15 protein-coding genes are annotated in these 11738 nt (G+C 70.8%); 11 read left to right on the top strand and 4 right to left on the bottom strand.

The window, feature by feature from the left end:
* The first annotated feature begins 162 nt into the window (after positions 1-162).
* The 8 genes from infA to truA all read left to right on the top strand — a co-directional run bounded on the left by infA (position 163) and on the right by truA (position 4894).
* Positions 163-384: a translation initiation factor IF-1 gene (gene infA / locus NH2_RS01110; protein ID WP_003418601.1), complete on the top strand. Its 222-nt coding sequence runs from the start codon at positions 163-165 to the stop codon at positions 382-384.
* A 102-nt stretch (positions 385-486) separates the two neighbouring features.
* On the top strand, positions 487-600 hold the full coding sequence (rpmJ, locus tag NH2_RS01105) for a 50S ribosomal protein L36 (protein ID WP_067561702.1): 114 nt from the start codon (positions 487-489) through the stop codon (positions 598-600).
* A gap of 186 nt (positions 601-786) precedes the next feature.
* Complete coding sequence (gene rpsM, locus NH2_RS01100) at positions 787-1158, top strand: 30S ribosomal protein S13 (protein ID WP_067646720.1); 372 nt, start codon at positions 787-789, stop codon at positions 1156-1158.
* Positions 1159-1189: 31 nt separating this feature from the next.
* Positions 1190-1603, top strand: a complete 414-nt coding sequence (rpsK, locus tag NH2_RS01095; protein ID WP_014349147.1) for a 30S ribosomal protein S11 — start codon at positions 1190-1192, stop codon at positions 1601-1603.
* A 22-nt stretch (positions 1604-1625) separates the two neighbouring features.
* On the top strand, positions 1626-2231 hold the full coding sequence (gene rpsD / locus NH2_RS01090) for a 30S ribosomal protein S4 (RefSeq protein WP_067646718.1): 606 nt from the start codon (positions 1626-1628) through the stop codon (positions 2229-2231).
* A gap of 99 nt (positions 2232-2330) precedes the next feature.
* Complete coding sequence (locus tag NH2_RS01085; RefSeq protein ID WP_067646715.1) at positions 2331-3389, top strand: DNA-directed RNA polymerase subunit alpha; 1059 nt, start codon at positions 2331-2333, stop codon at positions 3387-3389.
* Positions 3390-3516: 127 nt separating this feature from the next.
* Positions 3517-4029 (top strand): 50S ribosomal protein L17, encoded by a 513-nt coding sequence (gene rplQ, locus NH2_RS01080; RefSeq protein WP_067646712.1) that lies wholly within the window; start codon positions 3517-3519, stop codon positions 4027-4029.
* A gap of 1 nt (position 4030) precedes the next feature.
* The gene (truA, locus tag NH2_RS01075) at positions 4031-4894 is read left to right on the top strand and encodes a tRNA pseudouridine(38-40) synthase TruA (RefSeq protein ID WP_067647605.1); all 864 of its coding nucleotides are present in this window, start codon (positions 4031-4033) and stop codon (positions 4892-4894) included.
* A 78-nt stretch (positions 4895-4972) separates the two neighbouring features.
* On the opposite strand, the gene NH2_RS01070 is transcribed toward truA, so the two are convergent.
* Positions 4973-5287, bottom strand: coding sequence for a metal-sensitive transcriptional regulator (locus NH2_RS01070; protein ID WP_067646709.1), 315 nt, complete (start codon positions 5285-5287; stop codon positions 4973-4975).
* Between the two features lie 43 nt (positions 5288-5330).
* Positions 5331-6209, bottom strand: a complete 879-nt coding sequence (locus tag NH2_RS01065; protein ID WP_169811433.1) for an EamA family transporter — start codon at positions 6207-6209, stop codon at positions 5331-5333.
* A gap of 135 nt (positions 6210-6344) precedes the next feature.
* Between NH2_RS01065 and NH2_RS01060 the strand changes: the two genes are divergently transcribed.
* Together NH2_RS01060 and NH2_RS01055 are read left to right on the top strand one after the other, a co-directional pair.
* Entirely contained in the window at positions 6345-7154 is an 810-nt protein-coding gene (locus NH2_RS01060; RefSeq protein WP_067646703.1) for an S-methyl-5'-thioadenosine phosphorylase, read from the top strand.
* A complete protein-coding gene (locus tag NH2_RS01055) occupies positions 7151-7714 on the top strand; it encodes an NADPH-dependent FMN reductase (RefSeq protein ID WP_067646700.1) in 564 nt (187 codons plus the stop codon). The genes NH2_RS01060 and NH2_RS01055 overlap by 4 nt, the downstream gene beginning before the upstream one ends.
* Positions 7715-7717: 3 nt before the next feature.
* Here the strand turns inward: NH2_RS01055 and eccE are convergent, their stop codons facing one another.
* Positions 7718-9361, bottom strand: a complete 1644-nt coding sequence (gene eccE, locus NH2_RS01050) for a type VII secretion protein EccE (RefSeq protein ID WP_067646697.1) — start codon at positions 9359-9361, stop codon at positions 7718-7720.
* Between the two features lie 114 nt (positions 9362-9475).
* Between eccE and eccB the strand changes: the two genes are divergently transcribed.
* Positions 9476-10951, top strand: a complete 1476-nt coding sequence (gene eccB, locus NH2_RS01045; RefSeq protein WP_067646694.1) for a type VII secretion protein EccB — start codon at positions 9476-9478, stop codon at positions 10949-10951.
* Between the two features lie 4 nt (positions 10952-10955).
* On the opposite strand, the gene NH2_RS01040 is transcribed toward eccB, so the two are convergent.
* On the bottom strand, positions 10956-11738 hold the full coding sequence (locus NH2_RS01040) for a potassium channel family protein (protein WP_067646691.1): 783 nt from the start codon (positions 11736-11738) through the stop codon (positions 10956-10958).

The raw sequence follows: 11738 nt of genomic DNA, 5'->3' as shown, positions 1-11738 counted from the left end.
GCTTGAGCAACGGTGCGCCTACAGGCATGCGTTCATCCGGGAACATTCGATCCGTCTTCGACGTTCGATTGTTCGCTGGTGTCCGGACGGTGCGGTGCGGGCGCCGGGTAGGACCAGAGCAGCAATCACACCAGGTTGAGCGTAACCGGGATCGCGGAGGACATGGCGAAAAAAGACGGGGCCATCGAGGTCGAGGGTCGGGTTGTCGAGCCGTTGCCGAATGCGATGTTCCGGATCGAGCTCGAGAACGGGCACAAGGTTCTCGCGCACATCAGCGGGAAGATGCGGCAGCACTACATCCGCATCCTGCCCGAGGATCGGGTGGTCGTCGAGCTGTCGCCCTACGACCTGTCCCGCGGCCGGATCGTTTACCGCTACAAGTGACGGGCTCGCCCAGCGCGAGCACGAAGGAAAGCTTCCCCAGCCGTCGGGCTGGGGAAAAGTTGTGTCCACACCCCGTGGACCACAGAAAGAGATTGGACGGACGTGAAGGTCAATCCGAGCGTCAAGCCGATCTGCGAGAAGTGCAAGGTGATCCGTCGGCACGGGCGGGTCATGGTGATCTGCGAGAACCTGCGGCACAAGCAGCGTCAGGGCTGACACCACCGAGCACCGGTCGCTGATCGGGCTTGACAGAAGAAACTCCCAGCGCCAGCCACACGCTTGGGAACGGGTGGGTCGCGAGATCCACCCGGGCGTGTGCGCTCACCACCGGAACGGAGGCCGGTGCCCCAGACGAGGGGACGGACAGGGAGCAGACCTCCGCAACATTAAGGAACCTGCCAGATGGCACGTCTCATGGGCGTCGATCTCCCGCGCGAAAAGCGCATGGAGATCGCGCTGACCTACATTTTCGGCATCGGCCGTACCCGTTCCCACGAGATCCTCGCCGCCACCGGGGTCAGCCCCGACCTGCGGTCGAAGGATCTCAGCGACGACGACCTGACCCGGCTCCGCGATTACATCGAGGCCTCGGATCTCAAGGTCGAGGGCGACCTGCGCCGTGAGGTGCAGGCCGATATCCGCCGCAAGATCGAGATCGGCTGCTACCAGGGCATCCGGCATCGTCGCGGCCTGCCCGTGCGGGGCCAGCGCACCAAGACCAACGCGCGCACTCGCAAGGGTCCGAAGAAGACCGTCGCCGGCAAGAAGAAGTAAGGGAAACCTTTCTTCCCGAAGGGATACAGGCATGCCTCCGAAGAGCCGGGCCTCGGGCCCGAAGAAGACCCAGAAGTCGCGCCGCAGGGAAAAGAAGAACGTCCCGCACGGCCACGCGCACATCAAGAGCACGTTCAACAACACGATCGTGTCGATCACCGACCCCTCCGGCAACGTCATCTCCTGGGCGTCGTCGGGCCACGTCGGGTTCAAGGGCTCGCGCAAGTCGACCCCGTTCGCCGCCCAGCTGGCCGCCGAGAACGCCGCCCGCAAGGCGCAGGAGAACGGCGTCAAGAAGGTCGACGTGTTCGTCAAGGGCCCGGGTTCGGGCCGCGAGACCGCGATCCGTTCACTGCAGGCCGCCGGCCTGGAAGTGGGCACGATCTCCGATGTCACCCCGCAGCCGCACAACGGCTGCCGTCCGCCCAAGCGGCGTCGCGTCTAAGCGGGAAAGGAAGTAGAACGACATGGCCCGTTATACCGGACCCATCACCCGCAAGTCGCGTCGTCTGCGCGTCGACCTGGTCGGCGGCGACCAGGCCTTCGAGCGTCGCCCCTACCCGCCGGGCCAGCACGGCCGGGCGCGGATCAAGGAGAGCGAGTACCTGCTCCAGCTGCAGGAGAAGCAGAAGGCCCGCTTCTCCTACGGCGTCATGGAGAAGCAGTTCCGCCGCTACTACGAGGAGGCCAACCGGCAGAAGGGCAAGACGGGTGACAACCTGCTCCGCCTGCTGGAGACCCGCCTCGACAACGTCGTCTACCGCGCCGGCCTCGCCCGCACCCGGCGGCAGGCCCGTCAGCTCGTGAGCCACGGCCACTTCCTGGTCAACGGCGTCAAGGTCGACGTGCCGAGCTACCGCGTGAGCCAGTACGACATCATCGATGTCAAGGAGAAGTCGCTGCCGACGCTGCCCTTCCAGGTGGCGCGCGAGACCGTCGGCGACCGGCCCGTCCCGGGCTGGCTGCAGGTGCTGCCGGGCCGGCTGCGGATCCTGATCCACCAGGAGCCGGAGCGCGCCCAGATCGATGTGCCGCTGCAGGAACAGCTGATCGTCGAGTACTACTCGAAGTAATCAGCGCTGCTGGTGCGTGGCCGCCGTGCGCGGCGGCCACGCGCAACACCCCCACCACGAGGCGTCAAATAGCGGGCGCCCACACAGGAGGATGATCCCATGCTGATTTCCCAGCGTCCGACGCTGACCGAAGAGGTCGTCGCGGAGAACCGCTCGAGGTTCACCATCGAACCGCTCGAGCCGGGCTTCGGCTACACCCTCGGCAACTCGCTGCGCCGCACCCTGCTGTCCTCGATCCCGGGGGCCGCGGTCACGAGCATCCGCATCGACGGCGTGCTCCACGAGTTCACCACCGTGCCGGGGGTGAAGGAGGATGTCACCGACATCATCCTGAACCTCAAGGGCCTGGTCGTGTCCTCGGAGGAGGACGAGCCGGTGACGATGTACGTGCGCAAGCAGGGCCCCGGCACGGTGACGGCGGGCGATATCGTGCCCCCGGCCGGCGTCGTCGTGCACAACCCGGACATGCACATCGCCACCCTGAACGACAAGGGCAAGCTCGAGATCGAGCTGGTCGTCGAGCGGGGCCGCGGCTATGTGCCCGCCGTGCAGAACAAGGCGTCCGGTGCGGAGATCGGCCGGATCCCGGTCGATTCGATCTACTCGCCGGTGCTCAAGGTGACCTACAAGGTCGAGGCCACCCGCGTGGAGCAGCGCACCGACTTCGACCGGCTGGTGCTCGACGTGGAGACCAAGAACTCCATCACCGCGCGGGACGCGCTCGCCTCGGCGGGCAAGACCCTGGTCGAGCTCTTCGGCCTGGCCCGCGAGCTGAATGTGGAGGCCGAGGGCATCGAGATCGGCCCCTCGCCCGCGGAGGCGGATCACATCGCCTCGTTCGGGCTGCCGATCGAGGATCTGGACCTCACCGTCCGCTCCTACAACTGCCTCAAGCGTGAGGGTGTGCACACGGTGGGCGAGCTCGTCGCCCGCACCGAGTCGGATCTGCTGGACATCCGCAACTTCGGCCAGAAGTCCATCGACGAGGTCAAGGTCAAGCTGCACGCGCTCGGCCTCTCGCTGAAGGACAGCCCCGCCTCGTTCGACCCGTCCTCCGTGGTCGGGTACGACGCGAACACCGGGACCTGGAGCGACAGTGGCACGTTCAGCGACACCGACGGCGGCGAGCAGGACTACGCCGAGACCGAACAGCTCTAGGCCCGCGGGGGAGGCCTCCCCCGGCCAGCGGCCTCTCGTGCGTCGCGAGCGTCAGGCCCAGAGGCGGTAGCGGAGCGTAACCGCCGCCGGGCCCCGCGCGCGGCGCCATCAACAAGGAGACAGTGAAATGCCCAAGCCCAAGAAGGGTGCTCGCTTCGGCGGGTCGGCGTCGCACCAGAAGGCGATCTTCGCCAACCTGGCCACGGCGCTCTTCGAGCACGGTCGGATTACGACCACCGAGTCCAAGGCCAAGGCGCTGCGCCCGTACGCCGAGAAGCTCGTCACCAAGGCGAAGGGCGGCACCCTCGCCGACCGGCGTGAGGTGCTCAAGGTGATCCGGAACAAGACCGTCGTGCACGAGCTGTTCGCCACCATCGGCCCGTCGTTCGAGGGTCGCGATGGCGGCTACACCCGCATCATCAAGACGCTGCCGCGCAAGGGCGACAATGCCCCCATGGCCGTGATCGAGCTGGTCCGGGAGCAGACCGTGTCCAACGAGGCGGATCGTGCGCGGCGCGTCGCCGCCTCGAAGAAGGCGGAGCCGGTCGCCGAGGCGCCCGCCGCCGAGGAGACCACGGAGGAGGCCGCCGCCGAGGCGCCCGAGGCCGAGGCCGCTGCCGAGGACAAGAAGGAATCCTGAGCTGAGTTCGGATTCCGGCGTCGAGCCCGTCACCCGTGAGGGTGGCGGGCTCGTTCGCGTGCGGCTCGATATCTCCTACGACGGGACGGATTTCACCGGGTGGGCGCGGCAGCCGGGGCTGCGGACCGTGCAGGGCGTGCTGGAGGAATCGCTGAGCAAGGTCTTTCGGGAACCTGTTCGGTTGACCGTCGCGGGGCGGACCGATGCCGGGGTGCACGCGGAGGGGCAGGTCGCGCACTTCGACACGGCGGGGGAGTTCGACGGGCCGAAGCTGGTGCATCGGCTGGCGCGGTTCCTGCCCAAGGACGTTCGGGTCACCGCGGCCCGGGTTGCTCCCGCGGAGTTCGATGCCAGGTTCTCCGCTGTTCGGCGGCACTATGTCTATCGGCTGACAACGGCGCCGTACGGGGCCGATCCGCTCGCCGCGCGCGGGGTGGTGCCCGCCAAGCCGGGGCTCGATATCGAGGGGATGCGCGCGGCCTCGCGGACCTTGCTCGGGCTGCACGATTTCGCGGCCTTCTGCCGTCGGCGCGAGGGGGCGACCACGGTGCGCGAGTTGCAGCGGTACGACTGGGAGCAGTCGGGGTACGCGCTCACCGCCCATGTCAGCGCCGATGCTTTCTGCTGGTCGATGGTGCGCAGTCTGGTGGGGGCGGTGCTCGCGGTGGGGGAGGGGCGGCGGACGCCGGAGTGGGTCGGGGGTTTGCTCGAGCAGCGTGCACGTTCCAGCTCGGTCACCGTCGCCCCCGCGCACGGGCTGAGCCTGGTCGCCGTCGACTACCCGCCCGACGGGGAGCTGGCCGCGCGGAACGCGCAGACCCGCGAGATGCGCACCGTGCCCCCTGCCGGTTGCTGCGGGGGCTGATCCGCGCGCGGCGAATCTCGCACCCGCCTCCGGCGGCTCGACTGATTTTGCGCTCGATCGCTCGACGAGGGACTCGCGTCAGGAGCGGACGAGGCGGGCGATGGCCTCCGTCGCCTCCTTGATCTTCGCCTCCGCCTCCGGCCCCCCGGCGACGGCGGCATCGACCACGCAGTGGCTGATGTGGTCCTCCAGCAAGCCGACCGCGACGGCTTGCAGCGCCTTCGTCATGGCCGAGACCTGGGTGAGGATGTCGATGCAGTACTTCTCCTCCTCGACCATGCGCTGCAACCCGCGCGCCTGCCCCTCGATGCGCCGCAGCCGCTTGAGGTAGTCGTCCTTCGCGGTGATGTAGCCGTGCCCGGCGTGGTCGTGCTCGTGGCTGGGGTCGGTCACCGGCCCTCCTCGTCTCTTTTGATACCCCCCAAGGGTACAGCAGTCAGGGCCGCTCGGTGGCTCGGTTGGCGACCGCCAGACCGGCCACCACCAGCACCGATCCCACCAGCTGCAGCGGCGTCACCGCCTCGCCGAGCAGCAGCCAGGAGAGCCCGACCGCGAAGAGCACCTCGCTCAGCAGCACCAGCGACATGAGCGTCGAGCCGATCCGGGCGGCGCCGGCGACCCCGCACAGGTAGGCGAGCACCGTGCTCACCAGCACCAGCAGGGTGAGCGCGAGCGGCACCGGGAGCTCGCGATGGTCCATGAGCGCGATGCCGCCCCCGACGACCAGCGGCAATGCCCCGATCCCGGCCAGCAGCCAGGTGGTGAGCGCGGCCACGGTGAGCCCGGAGCCGAGCAGCGCGACCGGGCTCAGCCGGGCCGAGCTGCGCTCGGAGAGCAGGAAGAAGACCGCGTTGCCGACCATCGAGAGCCCGGCCCAGGCCAGCCCCACCGGGTCCGGGCTCGCCGCCTCGAACACCTGGACCACCAGCGCCGCCCCGGCCAGCGTCACCGCGGCGCCGAGCAGCGTGCCGGTGCTCGGCCGCCGCCGGTGCACCACCCAGTGCCAGGCGATCACCACCACCGGCGCCAGGAACTGGATCATGAGCGTCACCGCCACCTGCAGCGTCGCCAGCGAGAGGAAGAAGCTGGCCTGCACTCCGGCCACCCCGACGACGCCGAACGGCACGACGGTCCGCAGCTCCCCGCGGCCCGCCCACAGCCCCCGCGGATCGGCGAAGGCCGCCAGCAGCAGCATCACCGCCGCCGCCCCCGTGAGCCGCACGGCGAGTACCGCCCCGGCCGACCAGCCGGCCCCGAGCACCGCCTTCACCAGCGGCCCGGACGCCGCGAAGGCCAGCCCGGAGGACACCGTCAACCACACACCGAGCGCCGCCCGCGACATCACAGCGCCCATCCTGCCGGGCACCGCGGGCACCGGACCGGCCGGGATGTGATTCGCCCAGCCGCCCCCGGCTCGCCACCGCGCGCACCGGCCCCGGAGAATCGACCCATGACTTCGGACCGCAGCCCGGCCCTCGCCGTCATCGGTGGCAGTGGGTTCTACGACTTCTTCGACGACGCCGCCGAGGAGCGCGAGGTGCCGACCCCGTACGGCGCCCCGAGCGCGCCGATCGCGGTGGGCGAGGTGGAGGGGCGGCCCGTCGCCTTCCTCCCCCGGCACGGGAAGAAGCACGAGTTCGCGCCGCACACCCTGCCGTACCGGGCCAATCTCTGGGCGCTGCGCTCGCTCGGCGTGCGCCGGATCTTCGCGCCGTGCGCGGTGGGCAGCCTGCGCGCCGACTGGGGCCCTGGCACCGTCGCGGTGCCGGACCAGCTGGTGGACCGCACCTCCGGCCGGGAGCAGACCTATTTCGACGGCGGCGGCGTGCACGTCTCCTTCGCCGACCCGTACTGCGACGAGCTGCGCGCGGCGGTGGCGAAGTCCGAGGTCGAGAGGTTGCCACTGAAGTCGGGCGGCACCATGGTCGTGGTGCAGGGCACCCGCTTCTCCACCCGCGCCGAGAGCCGCTGGTTCGCCGGGCAGGGCTGGGACCTGGTCAATATGACCGGCTACCCGGAATCGGTGCTCGCCCGCGAACTGGAGATGTGCTACGCCGCGGTGGCGCTGGTCACCGACCTGGATGCCGGGCTGGAGGAGGGCGACGGCGTGCACGCGGTCGACGTCTTCGCCGAGTTCCAGCGCAACCTGGCGCCGTTCAAGGAGCTGGTCCGGCGCGCGGTGGCCGCCACCGACGGCACCCGGACCTGCCCGCGCTGCCGGGTGCACGAGGGCGTCCGGCTCCCGTTCGAGCTGCCGTGACCGGCGCGGCGCTGCGGCTGGAGGTGATCGTCGGCAGCGTGCGCGCCGGCCGGTTCGCGCCGACGGTGGCGGAGTGGTTCCTGCGCACGGTCGGGGCCGACCCCCGCTTCGACACCGGCGTGATCGACCTCGCGGAGTACCCGCTGCCGCTCGACCTCGCCGAGAACGACGCGGTGCGCGCCTTCCGGGGCAGGCTGGCCGCGGCCGACGCCTTCGTGCTCGTCACCTCCGAGTACAACCACGGCTACCCGGCCGCGCTCAAGACCGCCATCGACAGCGCCAAGCACGAGTGGCGCGGCAAGCCCGTCGGCTTCGTCTCCTACGGCGGGGTCTCCGGCGGGTTGCGCGCGGTCGAGCAGCTGCGACAGGTGGTGGCGGAGGTGCACATGGTCTCGGTCCGGGAGTCGGTGAGCTTCCACCGGGTCAAGCGGCAGTTCGACGCCGCGGGCCAGACCGCCGACGGCGCGGCGATCGACGGCGCCGCCCGCATGCTGGGCCAGCTGGCCTGGTGGGGCCTGGCCCTGCGCACCGCGCGGGCAGACGAGCCGTATCCGGGCTGAGCGCTACTGGTTCGCCAGGGCGCGGCGGCCGCGCGGCTGCCCGATGTAGGTGGACTCGCGCGGGATGGAGACCAGCGTCAGGTGCGCCTGCGCGGTGCCGGTGCGCAGGATGACGTGGTTGCCGATGGCGCCGGGCTGGTGCAGCGAGAGGTCCGGCCTGGTGGCGGGCCAGGCCGAGGGGTCGCCGGTGACGTAGATGGTGGTGACGCCCGCGTGCGGCGGCGGCGCGAGCACGCCGTCCACCACCGCGGCGGTGAAATCGGCGTCCGACTGGTGCGTCTCGACCGCGATCCCGAGCCGCTCCGGGTTGCCGATCGTGGTCACCAGGTTCTCCCAGGCGTGCGGGCGGTCGGTGCGGATCAGCACGCGCTCGCCCACCGCCAGCGCACGGAACACCAGCTGCTGCGCCAGGTACAGCTCCCCGGCCAGGTAGACGGTGGAGATACCGCTGCCGATGAGCCGCATGGCGACGCCGTTGCCCTCCTCGTCCGAGCCGATCAGCTGCCCGCAGCCGGAGGAGGGCAGGTGCAGTGCGCCGAGCACCTCGATCGGGTACTCGGCCATCGGCACCGTCTCGTCCACGCCGGGCACCGCGAGCGGCAGGTGCGCGAGCAGCGCGTCCCGGTGCCTGCCGTGCATCGAGACCATGCCGGAGAGCTTGGGCTTCTCCGGCAGCTCGCGGGCGGAGAGCCGCCAGGCGGCGCCGATGCTCACCGACTCGGCATCGCTGCCCGGCCGCAGCCGGACCGCGACCGTGGTCCCGCGCGAGGGCGCCACCCAGAGCTGGGCGAGCAGATCGGAGCCGAGCCGCCGCGGGTCGACCGCGGAGCCGATGTTCACGGCATTGCCGATCTCGGCGTAGCGCCAGCGGTGCGTCAGCTCGCGCGGGTCGTAGCCGCCGGTCACCTGGACGACGGCGGCGCGGATCTCGGAGGCGGTGAGGATGCGCGCCGCGCAGTCGGCGTCCTCCAGCGCGCGCACGATGCGCTGGGTCGCGATGGTGACGGCGCGCGCCGCGCCGCCGTTGCCGCCGCCGCGCCGCTCGGCGGCGCCGGGACAGCGCACCGCGTCGAAGGCGATGGCCAGCCAGACCGCCCGGTGCGCGGTCGCGGGCAGCGGCCCGAGCAGCGATTCGTAGATGGCGCCCGCCGGGGTGCCGGAGCGGCTGCGATGGCCGTGGCTGATGATGTCGATCCCGCTGAGCAGGATGTCGTGCTGGTTCAGACACTGCGCCAGCTCGGGCAGCGGCAGCAGGTGCGAGGCGTGCACGGTGGTGCGGGCGATCCGGGTGAGCCCGCCGAGCGGGGGCAGCACCTCGACCACCGTCACCACCCTGCTGCCGTCCCAGTACAGCCCGTGCGAGCGGCCGTCGGGGCCGCGGAAGTCGACGGTGTCGCCGAGCTCGTAGCCGCGCCGGGTGAAGTACCCCCACGCGGTCGAGATCCAATCCAGCACGGTGTGTTTGGCGACGGGAACGAGCGGGACGACGGCGGCGGCGATGACGATGCCGAGCGCGGGCAGCCCCCCGAGTCCGATGGTCAGTGCGATCAGCCCGGCCCCCAGCCCGATGATCTGCGCGACCAGCAGATTCTGCAGTGATATCCGTCCGAGCAACGGGCGTGGGCCCGCGCCGACAGGTTCGGCCATCGTCGTCCCCCATGAAACACCGGTGTCGGCCTGTTTCCGCTGGCCGAACTGAAAAGCAGTCTCCGCGAACTGTACTGTGTTGCCCGGGTAGGAGCACCGTTCGGGGGAGGAACCATGCCATCGAAGCCAACCACCCGCTGGCAGGTGAGCGGGTACCGCTTCCTGGTCCGGCGGATGGAGCACGCGCTGGTCCGGCGCGATGTCCGCATGCTGCACGATCCGATGAAATCGCAGTCCCGCGCGTACGCGGTCGGGCTGGTGCTCGCCCTGGTGGTGCTCGCCGGTTGCGGGGTGCTCGCGCTGCTGCGCCCGCAGGACAAGATCGGCAGCAACACCATCCTGATCGGCAAGGAGTCCGGCGGGGTCTACGTGGTCATCGGCGACACCGTGCACCCGGCGCTGAACCTGGCCTCGGCCCGGCTGGCCGCCGGGGAGGCGGCCAAGCCCGCCATCGTCAAGGAGTCCGAACTCGGCAAGAAGCCGCGCGGGCAGCTCATCGGCATTCCCGGCGCGCCCGCTTCGCTGCTCTTCGACAAGAAGGGCACCGGGCGCGCCTGGACCGTGTGCGACCAGCTGAAGATGGACGGCGGCAGTGATCTGAGCACGTCGGTGCTGGTCGGCGAGCCGGATACCGGGGCGAAGGCGGATGCGCTGCCCGGAGAGCGGGCACTGCTGGTGCAGGGGCGGGACTCGGCGTATCTGATCTACGACGGCAAGCGAGCGCGGGTGGACATGAGCTCGCGGGCGGTCACCGATGCGCTCGGGATCACCGGGGAGACGCCGCGGCCGGTGAGTGACGGGCTGCTGAACGCGGTACCCGAGGTGTTGCCGCTGGTCGTGCCGGTGATCGACCGCGTGGGCGAGGCGCCCGGCTACCCGATGGACGGCCATCGGATCGGCGACGTGGTGCAGTTGTCCACCACCGACGAGTACTACGTGGTGCTGCGCGCCGGGCTGCAGCGCGTCTCGGTGCTCACCGCCGACATCATCCGCAACTCGGTCTCCGGCTCCGGCGCCGCCGCGACGATTCCGCAGAGCATGCGCAGCGGGGTCGAGGTGTCCACCGAACTCCAGGTCGGCGACTACCCGGAGACCGCCCCGGCCCTGGTCCAGCCGAAGGACCGCCCGGTCAGCTGCCTGACCTGGCGCCCCATCGCCGCCGCCGCGGGCAACGAGGACGGCACCCGCCGCGCCGAACTCCAGGTGCTCACCGGCGTCGACATCCCGCTGCCCGACGACGCCCGCACCGTCCCGCTGGCCCAGGCCGACGGCTCCGGCCCGAATGCCGACGCCGTCTACCTGAAGCCGAGCACCGGCGCCTACGTGCAGAGCACCGGCATCGAGCCGGACAGCAGCCGCAGGGACAGCCTCTTCTACGTCGGCGACACCGGGGTGCGGTACGGCATCAAGAACGCGGAGGCGGCCAACGCGCTCGGCTTCGAGAACATCCCCGCCGAGCCCGCCCCCTGGCCCATCGTCGGGCTGCTCGCCGCGGGCCCGAGCCTCGGTCGCGAGGAGGCGATGGTCGCCCACGACGGCGTCGCCCCCGACCCGTCGCCGGCCGCGCAACCGGTCGCCACCGAGCGCTGACGGGTCAGCCGGTCGGGCGCGGGTCCGCCGGGGCGGGCGGGCTGTTCGCCTCCGGCTCCCCGCGCAGCTCGGCGACCTCGGCGCGCAGCGCCCTGACCTCGTCGAGCAGCGTCCCGAGCGCCCGCTCGGCCTGGTCGGCGCTCGCCTCGACCGCCTGGAGCTGGTCGAACACCCAGCTGGTGGTGGTGCCGATGGCGAAGCTGATGAGCCCGATGCCGAAGGTCATGAGCACCAGCGCGACCAGCCTGCCCTCGGTCGTCACCGGGTAGTAGTCGCCGTAGCCGACCGTCGTCACCGAGACCACGGCCCACCACAGCGCGTCCCCATAGCTCTGCACCTTGGCCTCCGGCGCGCCGTACTCGGCGTCGAAGAAGGCCAGGCTGCACAGCAGGATCACCAGGATCGAGCTGGTGCCGACGAAGATGGAGAGCCGGAAGCGGGTGAGCCGCGCCCGGTTCAGCGTGCCGAGCATGAGCAGCGCCGCGCGCACCAGCCGCAGCGGGCGGAACGGCGGGACCAGCACGATCAGCAGTTCCAGCGGGTGCGTGCGCACGAAACGCCAGCGGTCGCGGGAGAGCGCGATGCGGATCACGAAGTCGGCCGCGAAGGCGGCCCAGATCACCAGGTCGACCCGGGCCAGCCAGGTGTCCAGCTGCGGCGAGGCGCCGGTGTCGAGCACGTACCAGGCGTAGACGCCGAGGAAGAGCACGGCGAGCAGCAGCATGGGCACGTTGGTCGCGCGCTCCCATGCCTCCCGGCGGCTCGGCGTCGCGGTCACGCTCGTCAT

This window comes from Nocardia harenae NBRC 108248 (assembly GCF_001612885.1).
Classification (GTDB): Bacteria; Actinomycetota; Actinomycetes; order Mycobacteriales; family Mycobacteriaceae; genus Nocardia; species Nocardia harenae.
This window is presented reverse-complemented; position numbering and strand designations above follow the sequence as displayed.

Coding starts and splice junctions, on each gene's coding strand:
- infA (WP_003418601.1), top strand. CDS start 163: ATGGCGAAAAAAGACGGGGCCATCGAGGTCGAGGGTCGGGTTGTCGAG.
- rpsM (WP_067646720.1), top strand. CDS start 787: ATGGCACGTCTCATGGGCGTCGATCTCCCGCGCGAAAAGCGCATGGAG.
- rpsK (WP_014349147.1), top strand. CDS start 1,190: ATGCCTCCGAAGAGCCGGGCCTCGGGCCCGAAGAAGACCCAGAAGTCG.
- rpsD (WP_067646718.1), top strand. CDS start 1,626: ATGGCCCGTTATACCGGACCCATCACCCGCAAGTCGCGTCGTCTGCGC.
- NH2_RS01085 (WP_067646715.1), top strand. CDS start 2,331: ATGCTGATTTCCCAGCGTCCGACGCTGACCGAAGAGGTCGTCGCGGAG.
- rplQ (WP_067646712.1), top strand. CDS start 3,517: ATGCCCAAGCCCAAGAAGGGTGCTCGCTTCGGCGGGTCGGCGTCGCAC.
- NH2_RS01060 (WP_067646703.1), top strand. CDS start 6,345: ATGACTTCGGACCGCAGCCCGGCCCTCGCCGTCATCGGTGGCAGTGGG.
- eccE (WP_067646697.1), bottom strand. CDS start 9,361: ATGGCCGAACCTGTCGGCGCGGGCCCACGCCCGTTGCTCGGACGGATA.
- eccB (WP_067646694.1), top strand. CDS start 9,476: ATGCCATCGAAGCCAACCACCCGCTGGCAGGTGAGCGGGTACCGCTTC.
- NH2_RS01040 (WP_067646691.1), bottom strand. CDS start 11,738: ATGACGAGCGTGACCGCGACGCCGAGCCGCCGGGAGGCATGGGAGCGC.